The organism is Roseomonas mucosa ATCC BAA-692, from assembly GCF_000622225.1.
Classification (GTDB): Bacteria; Pseudomonadota; Alphaproteobacteria; order Acetobacterales; family Acetobacteraceae; genus Roseomonas; species Roseomonas mucosa.
On the sequence record NZ_JHWD01000009.1, the window covers coordinates 32,886 to 52,557 of the forward strand.

17 protein-coding genes are annotated in these 19,672 nt (G+C 72.2%); 12 read left to right on the plus strand and 5 right to left on the minus strand.

The genetic code is table 11. The features are described from left to right. From BT98_RS0111075 to BT98_RS0111125, 11 genes are read left to right on the plus strand one after another with little or no spacing between them, the layout of a single operon-like run. Complete coding sequence (locus BT98_RS0111075) at nucleotides 1-747, plus strand: SDR family oxidoreductase (RefSeq protein ID WP_019460475.1); 747 nt, start codon at nucleotides 1-3, stop codon at nucleotides 745-747. Then, nucleotides 744-1,532, plus strand: coding sequence for an alpha/beta fold hydrolase (locus BT98_RS0111080; protein ID WP_019460476.1), 789 nt, complete (start codon nucleotides 744-746; stop codon nucleotides 1,530-1,532). Before BT98_RS0111075 ends, BT98_RS0111080 begins: the two co-directional genes overlap by 4 nt. After that, nucleotides 1,529-2,353, plus strand: coding sequence for an IclR family transcriptional regulator (locus BT98_RS24070; RefSeq protein WP_019460477.1), 825 nt, complete (start codon nucleotides 1,529-1,531; stop codon nucleotides 2,351-2,353). Before BT98_RS0111080 ends, BT98_RS24070 begins: the two co-directional genes overlap by 4 nt. Continuing rightward, nucleotides 2,323-3,279, plus strand: coding sequence for a VOC family protein (locus BT98_RS24075; RefSeq protein WP_019460478.1), 957 nt, complete (start codon nucleotides 2,323-2,325; stop codon nucleotides 3,277-3,279). Before BT98_RS24070 ends, BT98_RS24075 begins: the two co-directional genes overlap by 31 nt. A 5-nt stretch (nucleotides 3,280-3,284) precedes the next feature. Continuing rightward, a complete protein-coding gene (locus BT98_RS0111095) occupies nucleotides 3,285-4,070 on the plus strand; it encodes an SDR family oxidoreductase (protein ID WP_019460479.1) in 786 nt (261 codons plus the stop codon). An 11-nt stretch (nucleotides 4,071-4,081) separates the two neighbouring features. Beyond that, the gene (locus tag BT98_RS0111100) at nucleotides 4,082-5,782 is read left to right on the plus strand and encodes a thiamine pyrophosphate-binding protein (protein WP_019460480.1); all 1,701 of its coding nucleotides are present in this window, start codon (nucleotides 4,082-4,084) and stop codon (nucleotides 5,780-5,782) included. Nucleotides 5,783-5,784: 2 nt separating this feature from the next. Continuing rightward, nucleotides 5,785-6,606 carry an aspartate dehydrogenase gene (locus tag BT98_RS0111105; protein ID WP_019460481.1) on the plus strand — a complete coding sequence of 274 codons (822 nt, stop codon included), beginning with the start codon at nucleotides 5,785-5,787 and terminating at the stop codon, nucleotides 6,604-6,606. Nucleotides 6,607-6,620: 14 nt separating this feature from the next. Then, entirely contained in the window at nucleotides 6,621-8,096 is a 1,476-nt protein-coding gene (locus BT98_RS0111110) for an aldehyde dehydrogenase (protein WP_019460482.1), read from the plus strand. Between the two features lie 4 nt (nucleotides 8,097-8,100). Then, the gene (locus BT98_RS0111115; RefSeq protein WP_019460483.1) at nucleotides 8,101-9,363 is read left to right on the plus strand and encodes an FAD-dependent oxidoreductase; all 1,263 of its coding nucleotides are present in this window, start codon (nucleotides 8,101-8,103) and stop codon (nucleotides 9,361-9,363) included. Then, on the plus strand, nucleotides 9,360-9,953 hold the full coding sequence (locus BT98_RS26115) for a pentapeptide repeat-containing protein (protein WP_019460484.1): 594 nt from the start codon (nucleotides 9,360-9,362) through the stop codon (nucleotides 9,951-9,953). The genes BT98_RS0111115 and BT98_RS26115 overlap by 4 nt, the downstream gene beginning before the upstream one ends. Nucleotides 9,954-9,976: 23 nt before the next feature. Further along, a complete protein-coding gene (locus BT98_RS0111125) occupies nucleotides 9,977-10,432 on the plus strand; it encodes a flavodoxin domain-containing protein (RefSeq protein ID WP_019460485.1) in 456 nt (151 codons plus the stop codon). A gap of 369 nt (nucleotides 10,433-10,801) precedes the next feature. Here the strand turns inward: BT98_RS0111125 and BT98_RS0111130 are convergent, their stop codons facing one another. After that, complete coding sequence (locus BT98_RS0111130) at nucleotides 10,802-11,713, minus strand: LysR substrate-binding domain-containing protein (protein ID WP_019463080.1); 912 nt, start codon at nucleotides 11,711-11,713, stop codon at nucleotides 10,802-10,804. Nucleotides 11,714-12,047: 334 nt separating this feature from the next. On the opposite strand from BT98_RS0111130, the gene BT98_RS24085 reads away from it, so the two are divergent. Beyond that, nucleotides 12,048-15,389: an ABC transporter ATP-binding protein gene (locus tag BT98_RS24085; protein WP_019463081.1), complete on the plus strand. Its 3,342-nt coding sequence runs from the start codon at nucleotides 12,048-12,050 to the stop codon at nucleotides 15,387-15,389. Between the two features lie 354 nt (nucleotides 15,390-15,743). On the opposite strand, the gene BT98_RS0111140 is transcribed toward BT98_RS24085, so the two are convergent. The 4 genes from BT98_RS0111140 to gsiB form a co-directional block, all read right to left on the minus strand. Next, on the minus strand, nucleotides 15,744-16,031 hold the full coding sequence (locus BT98_RS0111140) for an SWIB/MDM2 domain-containing protein (protein WP_019463082.1): 288 nt from the start codon (nucleotides 16,029-16,031) through the stop codon (nucleotides 15,744-15,746). A 251-nt stretch (nucleotides 16,032-16,282) separates the two neighbouring features. Then, nucleotides 16,283-17,179, minus strand: coding sequence for an ABC transporter permease subunit (locus BT98_RS0111145; RefSeq protein WP_019463083.1), 897 nt, complete (start codon nucleotides 17,177-17,179; stop codon nucleotides 16,283-16,285). Beyond that, the gene (gsiC, locus tag BT98_RS0111150) at nucleotides 17,176-18,096 is read right to left on the minus strand and encodes a glutathione ABC transporter permease GsiC (protein WP_019463084.1); all 921 of its coding nucleotides are present in this window, start codon (nucleotides 18,094-18,096) and stop codon (nucleotides 17,176-17,178) included. The genes BT98_RS0111145 and gsiC overlap by 4 nt, the downstream gene beginning before the upstream one ends. Continuing rightward, on the minus strand, nucleotides 18,096-19,655 hold the full coding sequence (gene gsiB / locus BT98_RS0111155; protein ID WP_237719424.1) for a glutathione ABC transporter substrate-binding protein GsiB: 1,560 nt from the start codon (nucleotides 19,653-19,655) through the stop codon (nucleotides 18,096-18,098). The genes gsiC and gsiB overlap by 1 nt, the downstream gene beginning before the upstream one ends. Between the last annotated feature and the right edge of the window lie 17 nt (nucleotides 19,656-19,672).

Sequence of the window (19,672 nt, forward strand, 5' to 3'; positions counted from 1 at the left end):
ATGTCAGACGTGATGCTCTCCGGCCGCACCATCCTCGTCACCGGCGCGGCGCGCGGGCTGGGCCTGGTTCTGGCCGAGACGCTGCGCGGCTGCGGGGCACGGCTGGTGCTGGCCGACCGCGATGCGGAGGCCGGCGTGGCGGCGGCGGAGAAGCTGGGCGCGCGCTTCGTGCCGGTGGACCTCGCCGAGCCGGACGCCATCCTCGCCATGGCGGCGGATGTCGCGGCGCAGGAGGGCGCGCTGGACGGTCTGGTGAACAACGCCGCCATCGCCACCGGCATCGGCGGCGTCACCTTCGAGGAGATCGGACAGGAAAGCTGGGACCGGGTGATGGCGGTGAACGTGCGCGGCACCTGGCTGGTGATCCGCGCCCTGGCGCCGCTGCTGCGGCGGGGGCGGGACGCGCGCATCGTCAATGTCGCTTCCGACACCGCGCTCTGGGGCGCGCCGCGCCTGCTGTCCTATACCGCCAGCAAGGGGGCGGTGATCTCCATGACCCGTTCCCTGGCCCGCGAGCTGGGGCCGGATGGCATCGGCATCGCCGCCGTGGCGCCCGGCATCCTGCGCACGGAATCCACCGAGTACGTGCCGCCGGCCCGCCACCGGCTCTACGAGGAAGGCCGCGCCGTGCCGGGAGTGCAGGAGGCCGCCGACATCGCCCCCACCGTGGCCTTCCTGCTGACGCCGGGCGCATTGGCGCTCACCGGGCAGGTGCTGCCGGTGAACCGGGGCTTCGTCTTCACATGAAGCTGGAACGCATCCGCCTCGGCGGCATCGGCGCCCTGCGGCGCGGCGGTGAGGGCGCGCCCTTCGTCCTGCTGCACGGGATCGGCAGCGCGCCGGAAAGCTTTCTGCCTCTGGTCGGGGCCCTGGGCGGGAACGCTCCGGTTTTGGCCTGGGACATGCCGGGCTATGGCGGCTCCGTGGACCTCGCGCCGGAATGGCCCGATGCCGGGGACTATGCCGCCGCCCTCGCCACGCTGCTGGATGAGACCGGCATCGCCCGCTGCATCCTGCTGGGCCATTCGCTCGGCGTGGTGACGGCGGCGCGCTTCGCCCGCCTGCATCCGGAGCGCGTGGCGCTCTTCGCCGCCCTTTCCCCGGCACTCGGCTATGGCGTGCCCCGCGGCGGCACGCTGCCGCAGGGCATCCAGGCGCGGCTGGACGACCTGGACCGCCTGGGTCCCGAGGGCATGGCGGCGCTGCGGGCGGAACGGCTGGTCTTCGAGCCGGAGAAGCGCCCCGCCGTGCTGGACGCGGTGCGTGGCGCCATGGGCCGGGTCCGCCCGCCGGGCTATCGCCGCGCCAGCCTGCTCCTGGCCGGGGCCGACGTGCTTTCCGATGCCGCCGCGATCCGCGTGCCCTCGCTGGTGGCCGCGGGCATCGAGGATGTGGTGACGCCGCCTGCCAATGCGGAGAAGCTGGCCGCGGCCCTGGGCATCGAGGCCCGCCTCGTGCCCGGCGCGGGCCATGCCCTGCCGCAGGAGAAGCCGGAAACGGTGGCCGCCCTGCTGCGGGAGGCGCTGTCGTGAGCGAGAGCACCACCTATGCCGTGCCGCCGGTGGAGCGCGCGCTGAAGCTGCTGCGCCATATCGGCGCCGGCGACCCGGTGATCAATGTCAGCCGCAGCGCCGCCGCGCTCGGCATCAACCGCACCACGCTGATCCGCCTGCTGCACACGCTGGAGGCCGAGCGCTTCATCGAGCGGCGCCCCGACGGCGTGGGCTGGCGGCTTGGCCTCGGCGCCTTCACCGTGGCGGCGGAGGCGCTGGCGCAGCAGGATATCGTGCGCGTCAGCACCGAGGTGCTGCAGGCGCTGGTGAAGGAGATCGGCCTTTCCGCGCATCTCGCGGTGCTGGACGAGCTGTCCATCGTCTACCTGCTGCGCCTGACGCCGGACATGCCGCTGGTCAGCAATGTCCGCGTCGGCAGCCGCCTGCCGGCCCATGCCACGAACATGGGCCGCGCCATCCTGGCGCAGCTTCCCGAGGCGAGGGTGCGGGTGCTCTTTGCCGGCGCGGCGCTGGAGAAGGTGACGGCCCAGACCCCCACCACGGTGGACGCGCTGCTGGCCCAGCTCGCCCAGGACCGCGAGGCCGGGCTGGCCTGGAGCGCCGGCTATTTCGAGACCGGCGTCAGCTCCGTCGCGGCACCGGTCTTCGATGCCACCGGCCACTGCGCCGGGGCGATCAACGTCACCGGCCATGCCGACTGGTTCGGCAACGACCAGGGACGGCGCGAGGCGATCGGCCGCGCGCTGGCCCGGGCGGCGGCCGACATCTCCTCGCGGCTCGGCTTCAACAACAAGGACAGGAACGCACCATGGTCGGCGTCGATTTCCTCCGCGGCATAGTGATGCGCGCCCCCGGGATCACCGCGACCCGGGAGTTCTACGAGAAGAACTGGGGTCTCACCGTCTCGGCGGAGGCGGACGGCACCGTCTATCTCCGCGGCACCGGGCCGGAGCCCTTCATCTACGGGCTGCGCGACGACAATGTCTTCGGCGTGGACTACGTGCATTTCGGCATGCGCGACCGCGCCGGGCTGGAGGCGCTGCACCGCTCGCTGCAGGAGAGGGGCGCGCGCGGCCTGACGGCGATCGTGCCGCTGGCGACGCCCGGCGGCGGCCTGGGCTTCGAGCTGCTGGACCCGGATGGCCGCCGCCTGCGCATCAGCGCGGAGGTGGCGCGCAACCCGGACACCGAGGATGCCACCGGCAAGCCACGCAAGGCCTCGCATGTCGTGCTGAACACGCCGGACATGGAGCGCGCGCAGGAGTTCTTCGAGGCCCTGCTGGGCTTCAAGGTCTCCGACTACTCGGCCAACCAGATGGTCTTCCTGCGCTGCGCCAGCGACCACCATTCCATCGCGCTGAACCGCGCCCCCTATGCCAGCGTGAACCATGTCGCCTTCGAGATGCCGAGCATCGACAGCTTCATGCGCGGCATCGGGCGCATGCGCGTGGCGGGGCAGGCGGCGGCCTGGGGTCCGGGGCGGCACGGGCCGGGCAACAACCCCTTCGCCTACTTCGTCTCGCCCTCCGGCTTCGTGATCGAGTTCACCTCCGAGGTGCAGCAGATCGACGAGGCGACGCACCAGCCGCAGGTCTGGCCGCGCGACCGCCCCGATGCGATGGACCAGTGGATGACCGCCGGCCCGCCGACGCCCGCCATGCGCGCGGTGATGCAGGGCCGCCCCGACCCGGGCTTCGCCGAGACGGCGCTGGCCGCGCCCGCCACCGCAGCCCCTGCCGTGGCCCCCTTGGCGAAGGCGGGCTGAGCGCCATGGACCTGGGCTACGCGGGCCGCGTCGCGGTCGTGACCGGCGGCACCTCGGGCATCGGCCTCGCCTGCGCGCGGCTGCTGCTGGCGGAGGGCGCCTCGGTGGCCATCTGCGGGCGGGACGAGGCACGCCTGGCCTCGGCGCGCGAGGCGCTGGGCGGCGGAGAGAGCCTCCTCGCCCATCGCTGCGACGTGCTGGACGGGGCGCAGGTGGCGGGCTTCGCCGAGGCCGTGCGCGGCTGGCGCGGGCGCTGCGACCTGCTGGTGAACAATGCCGGCCAGGGCCGCGTCTCCACCTTCGCCGAAACCACCGACGAGGCCTGGCGGGAGGAGCTGGAGCTGAAGTTCTTCAGCCAGATCCGCCCGCTGCGCGCCTTCCTGCCGCTGCTGCGGGCAAGCGACGCCGCCGCCATCGTCGGCGTGAACTCGCTGCTCGCCCTGCAGCCCGAGCCGCACATGGTCTGCACCTCCGCCGCGCGGGCGGGCGTGCAGAACCTGCTGAAGTCGCTGGCCACCGAGCTGGCGCCCGCGATCCGGGTGAACTCCATCCTGCTGGGCCTCGTGGATTCCGGCCAGTGGCAGCGCCGCTGGCAGGCCGCCCATGCCGAGACCGGCATCGGTCGCGAGGCCTGGTTCGCCAGCCTCGCCGCGAAGAAGGGCATCCCCGCCGGCCGCCTCGGCCAGCCGGAGGAGCCCGCCCGCGCCATCCTCTTCCTCGGCTCCCCAGCCGCCTCCTACGTCACCGGCGCCCAGCTCGAAGTCTCGGGCGGCGTGTCGCGCTTCCTCTGAGGACGCCTCCCATGTCACAGACCGCCCTCTCGCCCCAGCCGGCCGGCACCACCACCTTCGCGGAAACGGTGGGCGAGCTGGTGGCGCGCTACCTCGCCGATATCGGCGTGGAGATCGTCTTCGGCGTCATCTCCATCCACAACATGCCGATCCTGGACGCGCTCGCCACCCAGGGCCGCATCCGCTTCGTGCCGGCGCGGGGGGAGGCCGGGGCGATGAACATGGCCGACGCCTATGCCCGCGTTTCCGGCGGGCTGGGCGTCGCCATCACCAGCACCGGCACCGCCGCCGGCAATGCGGCGGGGGCACAGGCCGAGGCGCTGACCGCGGGCTCGCGCGTGCTGCACATCACCACGCAGATCGACCTGCCCTTCGCCGACCGCGACCGCGCGCCGATCCATGACGTGCCGCGCCAGCCGGACATGCTGAAGGCGGTGAGCAAGGCCTATTTCCGCATCTGGGACGGCCATGCCGCGCTGGGCATGCTGCAGGCCGCCGCCGGCGCCGCGCTGACGCCGCCGACCGGCCCGGTCTCGCTGGAGATCCCGGTGGACGTGCAGCGGCAGAAGGCAGGCGGCGCCTCGCTCCAGGCCTTCCGCGCGCCGATGATCAACCGGCCGCAGCCCGACCCGGTGCTGCTGGACCGCGTGGCCGACCTGCTGTGCGCGGCGAAGCGCCCGGTGCTCTGGCTCGGCGGCGGCGCGCGCGGGGCGGAGGCGGAGGCCACTGCGCTCGCCGCGCGCGGCATCGCTGTCGTCACCAGCACCAACGGGCGCGCCGTGGTGCCGGAAAGCAGCCCGCACAGCCTGGGCGCCTTCAACATGGGGCCGGAGGCGCAGGCGATCTACGACCGCAGCGACCTGATGATCGTCATCGGCTCCCGCCTGCGCGGCAACGAGACGCGCAACAACGCCATGCGCCTGCCACGCCCGCTGGTGCAGATCGACGCCGATGCCGCGCAGGGCGGCCGCAACTACGCCGCCGACCTGCTGCTGCACGCCGATGCCGGCGCCGCGCTGCGCGGCCTGCTGGAGCGCCTGCCGGAACAGCTCGACACCGACCGGATCTTCCTGCACGACGTCACCATCGCCCGAGCCCAGGCGGAGGGCGCGCTGCGCGCCAATCTCGGCCCCTACCAGGTCGTGGCGGATGCGCTGCTGGAGCGCGTGCCGGCCGGCCGCCATCCCTGGGTGCGCGACGTCACCATTTCCAACAGCACCTTCGGCAACCGCTACGTCCAGATCGCGGCGCCCAATCTCGGCGTGCACGCGCTGGGCGGCGGCATCGGCCAGGGCATCGCCATGGCCATCGGCGCCTCCCTCGCGGCGGCGGAGAAGACCGTGGCGCTGATGGGCGACGGCGGCGCGCAGCTCGGCATCGCGGAGCTGATCAGCGCCGTGGAGGAGAAGGCGCCGATCGCCTTCGTGCTGATGAACGACAAGGCCTATGGCGTGATCAGGAACATCCAGGACGCGCAGTATGGCGGGCGGCACCACTACTCCGCCCTGCGCACCCCGGACTTCGCCCTGCTCTGCGCCGCCATCGGCATGCCGCACACCCGCATCGCCGATGTCGAGGACTTCGCCTCCGCCCTGGACGCGGCGCTGGCCGAGGAAGGGCCGCGGGTGCTGGAGATCGACATGACGGAGATCGGCCCCTTCGCCAATGCCTTCGCGGGCCCGCCGGCGGGCGCCGCGGGCGGGGCGCGCTGACCATGCGGCGCCTCGGCCTGATCGGCGCGGGCGGCATGGCGGCGACGGTGCTGGAGGCGCTGGCCGCGCATCTTCCGGCACCGCTGGAGCATGTCACCATCCTGGTCCGCCCCGGCAGCGAGGCGAAGGCCGAGGCGCTGCTCGCCGCGCACCGCGTGGCGGAGACCGGCAGCGTGCGCGGCGACATCGCGGGCTTCCTGGCCGATGCGCCGGATGTGGTGGCGGAATGCGCCGGCCATGGCGCGGTGCGCGACCATGGCGAGGCCGTGCTGCGCGGCGGGCGCGACCTCGTGGTGATCGCCATCGGCGCCCTGGCGGATGCCGAACTGCATGCGCGCCTGGAGGCAGCGGCGCGGGCAGGGGGCGCGAAGCTCGTCCTGCCCCCTGGTGCCGTGGGCGGCATCGATGCGCTGGGCGCGGCGCGGCTCTCGGGGCTGGAGGAGGTCACCTATCTCGGCCGCAAGCCGCCGCGCGCCTGGAAGGGCACGCAGGCCGAGACCCTGCTGGACCTCGACGCGCTGACGGAACCCACGGCCTTCTACGAGGGCACGGCGCGCGAGGCGGCGCGGGACTATCCGCAGAACGCCAATGTCGCCGCCACCGTGGCGCTGGCTGCGGGCGGCTTCGATACGGTGCGGGTGAAGCTGGTCGCCGATCCGGGCATCGGCCGCAACGTCCACGAGGTCGCGGTGCGCTCCGGCTGCGCCGATTTCACCATCAGGCTGGAGGGGCGTCCCTCGCCGGCCAATCCGAAGACCTCGCTGACTGCGGGGTACAGCGTGGCGCGCGAGCTGCTGAACCGCGCATCCGCCACCGTCATCTGAGGGAGGCCAGACTCATGCGGCCGTTCGATCTGCCCGAGGGAAAGCTCTATTTCGCCGGCAAATGGCGGGAGGGGCGGGGTGCCGAGATCACCTCGACCTTTCCCGCCGACCGCTCGCTGAACCGGGTGCTGCGCGGCGCCTCGGCGGAGGATGTGGACCTCGCCGTCGAGGCGGCGCAGCGGGCGCAGCGCGACCCGTCCTGGCGCAACCTGCGGCCGCACGAGCGCGCCAGCTACCTCTATCGTATCGCGGAAGGCATCGCGCGCGAGGCCGACCGGATCAGCTATGTGCAATCGCGCGACACGGGCAAGACCCTGGCCGAGACGCGCGCCCTGGCGATGAGCGCCGCGGGCACCTTCCGCTACATGGCGGCGCTGCTGGAAACCTCGGAGGAGGCGCTGACGCCGCAGCGGGGCGATGCGCTGACCCTGTCGGTGCACGAGCCGCTGGGCGTGGTGGCGGGGATCACGCCCTGGAACTCGCCCATCGCCTCGGACGCGCAGAAGGTCGCGCCCGCGCTCGCCGCCGGCAATGCCGTGCTGCTCAAGCCCGCCTCCTGGAGCCCGCTGGTCTGCCTGGAGCTCGCCCGCATCGTCGAGGCGGCGGGCCTGCCGCCGGGGCTCTTCTCCGTCCTGCCCGGCGCGGGCGGCGTGGTGGGGGAACGGCTGGTGACGCATCCCGCCATCCGCAAGGTCTCCTTCACCGGCGGCACCGAGGTCGGCCGCGCCCTGGCGCAGAAGGCGGCGGCGAAGCTGATGCCCGTCTCGCTGGAGCTGGGCGGCAAGTCGCCCACCATCGTCTTCGCCGATGCGGATCTGGACGTGGCGCTGGCGGGGGTGCTGTTCGGCATCTTCTCCTCCACCGGCCAGTCCTGCATCGCCGGCTCGCGCCTCTTCGTGCAGCGCGCGGTGTACGAGGAATTCGTCTCCCGCCTCGTCGCCGCCACGGAGGCGCTGCGCGTCGGCCATTCCTTCGAGCCACGCACCCAGGTCGCGCCGCTGATCCATGACGACCACCGGGATTCGGTGGAGGCGATGATCCGCGACGCCGTGGCCGAGGGCGCCGAGATCCTGGCCGGTGGCCGGCGGCCCGAAGGGATGGAGGAGGGCGTCTATCTGCGCCCCACCATCCTGGCGGGGGCGGACAACAACGCCCGCATCTGCCGCGAGGAGGTCTTCGGTCCCGTGCTGGTGGTGCTACCCTTCGACAGCGAGGAGGAGGTCGTGGCGATGGGCAACGACAACGACTACGGCCTCGCCTGCGGCATCTACACGCGCGACTTCCCCCGGGCCTGGCGCGTCGGGCGGGCCATCGAGGCGGGAACGGTCTGGGTGAACACCTACAAGCAGTTCTCCATCTCCACCCCCTTCGGCGGCGTGAAGGACAGCGGGCTGGGCCGCGAGAAGGGGCGCGAGGGCATCCGCGCCTGGATGGCGCAGAAATCCTTCTACGTGGACCTGCCCGGCCGTCCTCATCCCTGGGCTGCGTGACATCATGACCCAGCGCATCGCCATCATCGGCTCCGGTCCCAGCGGCTGCTTCCTGGCCCAGGCCCTGCGCCGGGACTGGCCGCAGGCGGAGATCGACATCATCGAGCGCCTGCCGGTGCCCTATGGGCTGTTGCGCCATGGCGTGGCCGCCGACCACCAGGGCACCAAGGCGGTGTCGCGCCAGTTCGACCGGCTCTTCGAGCGCGAGGGCGTGCGCTTCTGGGGCGATGTCGGGATCGGCCGCGACGTGACGCTGGAGGCGCTGCGCGGGCTCTACGATGCGGTCTTCCTGGCCCTGGGGCTTTCGGGCGACCGGCGCCTCGGCATTTCCGGCGACGACTTGCCGGGCGTGCACGGCTCGGGCTGGGTGACGCGCTGGCTGAACAGCCATCCGGACGAGGCCGGGCGCGTGCCTGCCCTCGGCGCGCGGGTGGTGGTGATCGGCAACGGCAACGTGGCGCTCGACCTCGCGCGCATGCTGAGCAAGGACGAGGCGGAGTTGGCGGGCAGCGACCTCGATCCGGACCATGCCGCCGTGCTGTCCGCCGTGCGCGAGGTCACGGTGGCGGGCCGTGGCGCGCCGGAAGCGGCGCGCTTCGATGTGGCCATGATCAAGGAATTCGGCAGGCTCGCCGGCACGCGCATCAGCGTGCCGCCGGCGGACGGCCCGGCACCGGAGGATGCGCCTTCCGCCGCGCGCCTCGCCGCGCTGCGGGCGCTGGACGGCGCGGGCGGCGGCGACCGCCGCCTCGGCTTCCGCTTCAACCTCGTGCCCGAGGCGGTGCTCGGCACCGAACGCGTGGAGGCGGTTCGCTTCCGCGACCGCCGCAGCGGCGCGGTGGAGGAGATCCCCGCCGACACGGTGCTGACCGCCATCGGCTTCGAGCCCGGCCCGGCCGAGGCGCTGCACCGCGCGGCCTGCGGCCTGCCACCGGGCGTGGCCCTGCCGCCGGAACTCTCGCCCGGCCTCTACGCCGCCGGCTGGTTCCGCCGTGGCCCGCGCGGCACCATCCCGGAGGCCCGTGCCGAGGCGCGGCTCGTCGCCGATGCGGCGCGCGCAGCGCTCGCCACCGCCACGGGCGCGAAGCCGGGCCGGGAAGGGCTGGCCGCCCTGCTGCGGGAACGGGGCGTGGAGCCGGTGGGCTTCGCCGACTGGCTGCGCATTCGCGCCGCCGAGGAGGCCGCAGCCAGCGCCGGGCGGGTGCGCCGCAAGGGCGCCACCCGCGACGCCCTGCTGGCCCTGTGCCGTGAGCTGGCCGAGGCATGAGCGACATCCCGTTCGCCATCGCCGCCCCGCTCCGCCCCGGCGAGGTGGTGGAGCTGCGCGGCCGCCGCATCGAGGTGCCGCTGGACCTGTCCGGCCGCGCGCTCGGACATCTCGACCTGCGCGGCACCGTCTTCGCCGCGCCGCTGCGCCTCGCGGGCACGGTCTTCGAGGGGCTGGCCTGGTTCCAGGACTGCCGCTTCGAGGCCGGCATCGACGCCTCCGGCGCGCGCTTCGACCGCGATGCCCGCTTCGACGGTGCGGTCTTCGAACGCCAGGCGCGCTTCTCCGGCGCCGAGTTCCGCGGCACCGCCAGCTTCGACAGCGCCCGCTTCGCCACGCTGGCGGAACTCGACCACGCCGTGGCCTTCGGCAACCTTTCCTGCGACAGCGCCCGCTTCGAGGCTGCCGTGACGCTGCAGGACACTGAATGCCTGGGCGGCTTCTGGTGCAACGCCGCGCGCTTCGATGGCCGCGTGGACCTGCGCGGGCTGGAGGTGCATGGCCGCACCTGGCTGCGCGGCGCCTCGGGCGAGAAGGGCCCCGAGGCCCTGCTGCGCGAGATCACCGCCTACGGCTTTTCCTGGACCTGATATCCCACCGAGGAGACCCTGCGATGAAGCTCCTGATCCTGGTCGGCACCATGACCGGCACGGCGGAGATGGTGGCGGACGAACTGGCCGCCGCGCTGGACGGCGCCGAGATCGTGGCCATGGATGGCGGCGACCCCGCCGTGCTGGAGGGCGCGGAGGCCTGCATCCTCTGCACCTCCACCTATGGCGACGGCGAGGTGCCCGATGGCGCCAGGCCCTTCTACGACACGCTCCGCGCCTCCGCGCTCGACCTGTCCGGCCTGCGCTACGGCGTGATCGCGCTCGGTGACAGCAGCTACGAGACCTTCTGCGAAGGCGGCAAGCTGTTCGACAAGGCCCTTGCCGTGCGCGGCGCCCGCCGCATCGGCGAGGTCCTGTGCTGCGACGCCAGCTCCGGCGACATGCCGGAGGAGAAGGCCCGGGAATGGCTGGAAGACTGGCGGGACGCCCTCACCGCCGAAGCCGGCGCCACCGCCTGAGCTGCCGCGCGCCCCGTCCTGCGTTGCGCATCCCGGGGGGAAGGCTCTGCCTTCACCCCCGGTCCCCCCATCCGCCAGGACGCTGCGCGCCCTGGACCCCATTCGCTGGCTTCCGCTGCCGGCCGGATCGCGCCGGAGAGCGTGGCTCTCCGGCGACTGCCGCTGCCGCCAGCGCGGACAAGGGGTCTTCGTCTTTGTTCAGGAGCCCCGCCTTTCCGCCTGCTCCCAAGGATCAGGCAGGAAAGCTGACGGCTGCCACAGGCACCCACTCAAGCCAGGGGTCCGGGGACCGGCTTCGGTCCCCGGCGGAGGGGGGGCCGGGGGGGAGGCGGAGCCTCCGCCCCGGGGTTGGCCGGAAGGCGCCGCGCCTCACAGGATCGAGCCGGCTTCCTGCAGCAGGAAGTCGCAGAGCTGCACCACATGCGGGTCGCGGGCGGCGTCCGGGCGGGCGCGCAGGACGAAGGCCCAGGTGCCGGGCAGGGAGAGCGGCGCGAAGAGGCGCACCAGCCGCCCGGTGGCCAGTTCCGCATCCAGCAACGGCGAGCGCCCCAGCGCCACCCCGGCCCCGGCCAAAGCGGCGCCGATCACCTGGTTGTAGCTGCTGAAGCGCAGCACATGGCCGGTGCCGGGCTTCTGGCCCAGGATCGGCAGCCAGGTGGACCAGTCCTTCTCCGGGCTGTCGCCATCCTCTTCCAGCAGGCTGCGGCGCAGCAGTTCCTCCGGGGTGGCGATGGCGGCCAGGGCGGGGCTGCAGACGGGGAAGACCGTCTCGGCGAAGAGCAGCCGGTCCGGCGGCACGACCCGGCCGGGCCGGGCGCGCAGGATGGCGAGGTCCAGCCCCTCCGCCGCCATGTCCGGCACATTCGTTTCCACCGCGCGCATGTGCCAGGCGATGCTGGGATGCAGCGCAGCGAAGCGGGCGAGGCGAGGCGCCAGCCAGAGCGAGGCGAAGGAGCCGCTGGCCGAGACCACGAGGTTCTGGCGCGGGTTCCGGGCCTTGTCGCGGATGGCGCCGCAGGCGCTGGCGAGACGGTCCAGCGTTTCCTCCACCACCAGCAGCAGCTCCCGCCCGGCATCGGTCGGGGCGGTGCGGCTATGGCCGCTGCCGTTGCGCGCGCGGCTCAGCAGCGGGGTGCCGAGCTGTTCCTCCAATTGGCGGATCTGGTGGCTGACGGCGCTGGTGCTGACATGCAGCATCTCGGCGGCCTGGGCGAAGCTGCCCTCCCGCGCCACGGCGGCGAAGGCCCGCAGGGCGGGGAGGGAAGGCAGATGGGCAGTCATGGCCGTTCGAAATAGCTCAACAGCGGATGAAAAGCTTGCATTTGCCGGCGCTGGGCCACCGGCCCAGCATCCGGCAGGGCCGCACCAGGCGGTCACGGGCTTCGAGGATTCGGCATGTATTTTGATGCGCGCCTGTGGCGCCTGACCAGGGGCCTGCGCCCCGGAATGCTGCTCGGCGTCGTGCTGGGCCTGCTGGCGCTGGCGGCGGGCATCGCGCGCTTCGCCTTCCTGGGCGTGGCCCTGGCCCGGGTCTTCGCCGGGGAGGGGCTGGTCGGGGCCGCCTGGCCGCTGGCCGGGGCGGTGCTGGCGGTGCTGCTGCGCGGTGTCCTCGACCATGCCCGCGCCGCCCTGGCGCACCGCCGCCGCGGTGCAGACCAAGCTGCGCGCCGCGCTCTTCGACCGCATCGCCGCCCTCGGCCCCGCCTGGTTCGCGGGGGAACGCACCGGCGGCGTCATGCTCTCGATGATCGACGGGGTGGAGCAGCTCCAGACCTTCTTCGGCCAGTACCTGCCGCAGCTCGCCATTGCCGCCTGCGCCCCGGTGGCGATCTTCCTCTTCATCGCCTGGTGGGACGTGCCGGTGGCGCTGGTGCTGCTGACGGCGGCGCTGCTGACGCTGGTGCTGCCGGCCCTGGTGCATGGCTGGGACAAGCGGGCGGCGCTGGAGCGGCAGAAGGCCTTCAAGGCCTTCGGCGGGGAGTTCCTCGACGCGGTGCAGGGCCTGCCGACCCTGCAGGCCTTCGGGCAGAGCGCCGCCTATGGCCGCCAGCTCGCGGCAAAGGCCCGCGCCCTCTACCGGACCACCTTCCGCGTCCTCGGCCTTTCGGTGATGACGCGCGGCATCACCGACACCGGCATGGCGCTGGGTTCCGCCATCGCGCTGATCCTCGGCGCGCACCGCGTCGCCAGCGGCGAGATGAGCCTGGAGGCGCTGCTGGTCGTGCTGATGGCCGGCACCGAGATCTTCCGCCCGCTGCGCGACCTGCGCTCCGTGCTGCACCAGGGCATGATCGGCCAGTCCGCCGCCGCCGGGCTGCACGCGCTGCTGGAGGCTGAGCCCGCCATCGCGCCGGGCGGCACCGCGCTGCGGCTGGGCGAGGCGGCGCCGGAGATCCGCTTCGAGGGCGTGCGCTTCGCCTATCCCGGCGGGCGGCAGCCGGCGCATGACGGGCTGGACTTCACCATCCGCGGCGGCGAGCGCGTCGGCCTCGTCGGCCCCAGCGGCGCCGGCAAGTCCTCGGTGATCCGGCTGCTGCTGCGGCAGTTCGACCCGCAGGCGGGCCGCATCCTGATCGGCGGCCAGGACGTCGCGACGCTGGACCCCGCCGGCATCGCCGCACACGTGGCGATCGTGGCGCAGGACGCCACGCTCTTCCACGGCACGGTGGCGGAAAACCTCCGCCTGGGCCGTCCGGAGGCGACCCAGGCCGAGCTGGAGGCCGCCTGCCGCGCCGCCAACGCGCATGACTTCATCCAGTCCCTGCCCGGCGGCTACGACGCCCTGATTGGCGAGCGCGGCGCGCGGCTGTCCGGTGGGCAGCGGCAGCGGCTGGCCATCGCCCGCGCCCTGCTGCGCGACGCGCCGATCCTGATCCTGGACGAAGCACTTTCCGCCGTGGATGCGGAAAACGAGGCGGTGATCCAGCAGGCGCTGGACCGGCTGATGCAGGGCCGCACCGTGCTGATCCTGGCGCACCGCCTGTCCAGCGTGATCGGCGCGGACCGCATCCTGGTGCTGTCCGGCGGAAGGGTGGCGGAAAGCGGCACCCATGCTGCGCTGATGCGCCAGGGCGGCATCTACCGCCAGCTCATGGGCGCCCAGGCCGAGGAAAGAGGGCAGGGGGCGCTGGCCGATGCGCTGCGCCCCGCCGCGGAAAGCCATGCGGCGGCGGAGAGCGAGGCCGCGCCGGAGCCCGAGGACCTCAACGCCGCCGCCGCCTCGGTCGGCTGGGGCGAGACCCTGTCCAGCCTGATCCGCTACATCCGCCCCTGGCGCGGCAGGATGACGCTCACCGTGCTCTTCGGCATCGGCCGCGTCGCCGCCTTCATCGGCGTCGGCGTGCTCGGCGCGCTGCTGATCGCGGCGCTGCGCGACGGCGCGCCGGTGACGGGCCTCGCCATCGCGCTGGTCATCGCCGCGCCGGTGGCCGGCGGGCTGCACTGGCTGGAATCCTGGCTGGCGCACGACATCGCCTACCGCCTCCTCGCCGAGATGCGGATCGCGCTCTTCGACCGGCTGGATAGGCTGGGCCCGGCCTATCTGCTGCGGCGTCGGACGGGCGACCTCGTTTCCCTCGCCACCACGGATGTCGAGACGGTGGAGTATTTCTACGCCCATACCGTGGCCCCGGCGGTGGTGGCCCTGCTAGTACCGCTGACCGTGCTCGGCGTGCTGGCCTGGGCCGCCTGGCCGCTGGCCCTCGCCCTGCTGCCCTTCCTGCTCTACGCCGGGCTGGCCCCCACCCTGGCGCGGCGGCGCATCGATGTCCTGGGCGCGGAATCCCGCGCCGCGCTGGGCGAGCTGGGCGCGCATGTGACCGAGACCATCCAGGGCCTCGGCGACCTGCTGGCCTTCCGGGCCGTGGGCGCGCGGCGCGCGGCCTTCCTGGCCCGGGTGGCGGCCTACCAGGACCGGCGCCTTTCCCTGATGCAGGACCAGTCCCGCGCCGGGGCGGCGCTGGATGTCGCGACCGGCCTGGGCGGGCTGGCGGTCGGCGCCGTGGGCGCGGCCCTGGCCGCGTCCGGGCGGCTCGACGCGTCGCTGCTGCCGATGCTGATCCTGCTCGCCATCGCCGCCTTCCTGCCGGTTTCCGAGATCGCCCAGGTCGGGCGGCAGCTCGCCGACACCATCGCCTCCACGCGAAGGCTGCGCGTGGTGGAACGCGAGCTGCCGGCGGTGGTGGGCGGCGCCATGGAACCGTCTTCGCCCAAGGGCGGGTCGGCAGTGGCGTTCGAGGCCGTCGGATTCACCTATCCCGGCCGCAGCCGCCCGGCCCTGACCGGGCTGGACCTCGCCCTGCCCGCCGGGCGCACCGCGGCGCTGGTCGGCCCCTCCGGCGCGGGCAAGTCCACCGTCGCCAGCCTGCTGCTGCGCTTCTGGGACCCGCAGGCGGGGCGCATCCTGCTGGATGGCACCGACCTGCGGGAACTGACGCTGGACGGGCTGCGCCGCCATGTCGCCCTGGTGGCGCAGGATACCTACCTGTTCAACGACACGCTGGAGGCTAATATCCGCCTCGCCCGGCCCGAGGCCAGTCCGGCGGCGCTGCAACGCGCCGTGGAACAGGCGGCGCTGGCGGATTTCGTGGCGGGCCTGCCCCAGGGCCTCGCTACGCCGGTCGGGGAGCGCGGCGTGCAGCTTTCCGGCGGGCAGCGCCAGCGCATCGCGATCGCCCGCGCCTTCCTGAAGGATGCGCCGGTCCTGGTGCTGGACGAGGCGACCTCGCATCTCGACGCTATCAGCGAGGCCCAGGTGCGGGCGGCGCTGGAGGCGCTGATGCGCGACCGGACGGTGCTGGTGATCGCCCATCGGCTTTCCACCATCCGCAACGCCGATACCATCCTGGTGATGCAAGGCGGCCGGGTGGTGGAGGCCGGCAACCACGCGGCACTCCTGGCGCGGCGGGGTGCCTATGCGCGTCTGGTGTCGTGGCAGATGGATGCGGTGGCGGGGTGATCCCGCGGAGTACCAGTGGTCACCGCCGGGGGAGGCTCCGCCTGCCCCCGGAACCCCCACCGCCGGGGACATCGTATGTCCCCGGACCCCGCCTTTCGCTGGTGCCGGTGGCAAGGATAGTTCCTGTCCCGATCCCCCGGAACGGGTGTGCCAGCGGGGCTTCCGAAAACAAGATCAGAGGCACGGTTTCCGCGCCGATGGCACCCACAGCCGCCGTAGAGCACAGCTCTCCCGCGCGGCCAGCCTCAGCGAGCGCCCACTCACCGGACCAGGGCACGCAGTGTCCTGGCGGAGTGGGGGTTTGGGAGCGAGACGGAGCCTTGCCCCCAAGACGGCCGGAACTGACCCCCGGACTTACTTCAGGTGCTGGGCGAGGTACTTGTTCATCTCGAACATGGTGACCTTGTCCTTGCCGAAGACCTTGCTCAGCTTGTCGTCGGCCAGGATCTCGCGCTTGTCCTTCGGGTTCTGCAGGTCATGGGCCTTGATGTATTCCCAGACCTTGCTGACGACCTCGCCGCGCGCCAGCTTGCCTTCGCCGACAACGGCGGCCAGCTCGGGGGAGGGCTGGAGCGGCTGCTGCAGCGCGTTCGGCTTGTCGCTCTTGGCCGCCGGCTTCTTTTCCGTGGTCTTGGTGCTCATCAAGTCACTCCGAATCCGTTCCGTCCGAGATACGCGACGGCTTGTTGCACAAGCAGTTCAGGGAGGCGAGGGTTGCGCCCGTCACCCCGGCCAGGGCCGTTGACCCGTCTGTGGCGGATGGGACGGGCCCCCGCAACCAATGGCGGCAATGCACGGGATGCTGGCGAAACCCGCCGCCTCTGGCAAGCCGCATCGCCACGGCGTGGCGATGGGCCTGGAATTTCAGCGGACAAGCGCCGCTCCCGTCCGGTTCAGCGCAGCTTCTGGTCCAGGGCGTCGCGCAGCCCGTCTCCCAAAAGATTGAAGGCCAGCACCGTCAGGAAGATGGCGAGGCCCGGGAAGAAGGTCAGGTGGTCCGCCACGCCCAGGTAGGAACGCCCATCCGCCAGCATCGCCCCCCATTCCGGCGAGGGCGGCTGCGCCCCCAGGCCCAGGAAGCTCAGCCCCGCCGCCACCAGGATGGCGGTGCCGATGCGCAGCGAGGTGGTGACGATCACCCCTGGCAGCGTGCCGGGCAGGATGTGCCGCAGCACCAGCGGCAGGCGCTTCACGCCGATGGAGCGTGCCGCCTGGACATAGAGCGTCTGCTTCAGCGCCAGCGTGCTGCCGCGCACCACGCGGGCATAGATCGGGATGCTGAACACCGCCACGGCATAGATGACGTTCGCCACGCCCGGCCCCAGCAGCGCCACCACGGCGATGGCGAGCAGGATGCCGGGAAAGGCCAGCATCACGTCGCAGAGCCGCATCACCAGGCTGTCCACCCAGCCGCCGAAGAAGCCGCTGACGAGGCCCAGCGCCACGCCGAGCACGCCGCCCAGCATGACCGAGAGGAAGCCGACCGAGAGCGAGATCTGCGCGCCCCAGAGGATGCGGCTGAAGATGTCGCGCCCATAGGCATCCGTACCCGCCCAGTGCAGGGCGGAGGGGCCGGCCAGGATGTTGTTGTAGTCGGGCTCCGCCGGGTCGTAGGGCGCGATCCAGGGCGCGGCGATGGCCGCCAGCACCACCAGCAGGATCAGGCCCCCCGCCACCATGGCCACGCGCTGGCGCAGGAAGCGGCGCCAGAACTCGCCCCAGGGAGACTGGATCTCCAGCGGCGCCGTCGTGCCCGTGCCGGCGATGTCGTCGAGGGGAGCGTCGCTCATTTCAGGCGAATCTCCGGGTTCACCACGGCGTAGAGCTGGTCCACGACGAGGTTGATGAGGACGAATTCCAGGGCGAAGAGCAGGATCAGCGCCTGGATCACGGGATAGTCGCGGTAGGAGACGCTGTCGATCAGCAGCCGCCCCAGCCCGGGCCAGGCGAAGACCGTCTCGATCACGATGGCGCCGCCGAGCAGCGTGCCGAATTCCAGCCCGGTCATGGTGATCACCGGGATCAGCGCGTTGCGCAGCGTGTGGTGCCAGACCACGCGCCGCTCCGGCACGCCCTTCATGCGGGCGGTGCGGACATAGTCCTCCGACGCCACCTCGACATAGGCGGAGCGCGAGAAGCGCGCCAGGATCGCCGCCACCGTGGTGCCCAGGGTGAAGCCCGGCATGATGAAGCTGGTCCAGCCCTCGTAGCCGCCGGTCGGCAGCCAGCCGAGCCGCACGGAGAAGACGTTGATCAGCAACAGGCCCAGCCAGAAGGAGGGAAAGGAGATGCCGGAAACGGCGAAGACCATTCCCAGCCGGTCCTGCCACCGGTTGCGCTTCACGCCGGAGACCACGCCGATCAGCACGCCGACGACGGTGGCCCAGGCCATGGCCACCACCGTCAGCCAGAAGGTCGGCATGAAGCGCTCGCCGATCTCCTCCGCCACCGGACGCTTGGTCTTGGTGGAACGGCCGAGGTCGCCCTGCAGCGTGTTCCCCATGTAGCGCAGGTACTGGTTCCAGATGGGCCGGTCGAGGCCCATCTCCTCGCGCACCAGGGCCACGTCCTGCGCCGTCGCATCCGGCCCGGCGACCAGCCGCGCCGGATCGCCCGGCAGCAGGCGGACGAAGGCGAAGACGAAGATCGACACCGCGACCAGAACCGGCACGGCGCCGAGCAGGCGGCGCAGGGCGTAGCCGAGCATCAGGAGAGTGCCGCTTCCTCGATGAGCAGGCCGCCGTCAGGGATGCGGTACATCCCGGTCAACTTCTTGCTCCTGGCCGACAGCACGTTCTCGACGCCAAGGAAGATCCAGGGCGCGTCCTTCCAGATCTTCACCTGGGCATCCTTGTACAGCGCCTCGCGCTTCGCCGGGTCGGCGGTGGCGATGGCGGCCTCCAGCGCCTTGTCGACATCGGGGTTGCTGTAATAGGCGGTGTTGTAGAGCTTGGGCGGGAAGCCCTGGCCCCAGAGCAGCGGGCGCAGTCCCCAGTCGGCATCGCCGGTCGAGGAGGACCAGCCGCCATAATAGGTCTGAATCTGCGCGTCCTCCGGCTTCTGCACCGACCAGATGCGGTCCTGCAGCACGCCGGTCTCCATCGGCATGACGTTCACCTTCACGCCGACGGCGGCGAGCTGCTGCTGCATGAACTGCATGCCGCGCTGCGCCAGCGTGTTGTTCTGCGCCCACATCTCCGTCTCGAAGCCGTTCGGGTAGCCGGCCTCGGCCAGCAACCGCTTCGCCTTGGCGACGTCGTATGCATAGGGCTCCTGCCGGCTGTAGAAGCCCAGCTTCGGCGGGATCGGCGCGTCGAGGGGCTGCGCGAAGCCGTTATAGACGACCTTGGCATAGGCCTCCTTGTTCACGGCATGGTTCAGCGCCTGCCGCACCCGCACGTCGCTGAACGGCTTCTTCATGCAGTTCATCGAGACATAGCGCGCGATGATCGACGGGCTGTCCACGATCTCGACATTCGGGCTGCGCTGCACCACCGCGGCCATCTCCGGCGGCAGCGGGTAGATGAAATGCGCCTCGCCGGTCTGCAGCATGGCGATGCGCGCGCCGTTCTCCGGCACGGAGCGGAAGGTCACCGTCTCCACCTTCGGCAGGCCGGGCTTCCAGTAGCCGGTGTTCTTCTTCACCTTCAGCGTGTCGGCGTTCCAGGACACGAAGGTGAAGGGGCCGGTGCCAACCGGGTTGCGCCCGATCTCCTTGCCGAACTGCGCGATCGCCTTGGGGCTCAGCATCATGCCGGCCGGGTGCGCGATGGTGTTCACGAAGGCGCCGAAGGGCTCCTTCAGGATCACGCGCGCGGTCAGCGGGTCCACCACCTCGACCCGGTCGAGCATGGCGAGCAGGCTCTGCCGCTTCAGCCGGTTCTCCGGATTGGCGACGCGCTCGAAATTCGCCTTCACCGCCTGGGCATCGAAAGGCGTGCCGTCGTGGAAGGAGATGCCCTGGCGCAGCTTGAAGGTGAAGACCTTCGCGCTGTCGTCGGCGGTGTAGCTCTCGGCCAGCACGGGGATGAGCTTCATCTCCGGATCGAAGCCATAGAGGCCCTGCAGCATCAGCCGGCAGGCCGACTGCGACAGCGTGTCGTTGACATCGGCTGGGTCCAGGCCGGTCAGGTTGTCGGGCACGCCGACCACGAGGTCGTTGGCGGCGGCCTGGGCCGGCGTCACCTGGCCCAGCCAGGGCAGGGCGGCGCTCACGCCCAGCGCGCCCATCAGGGCGCGGCGGCGGATGGCGGGGAAGTCGGTCACGAAATCCTCCTCTTCAA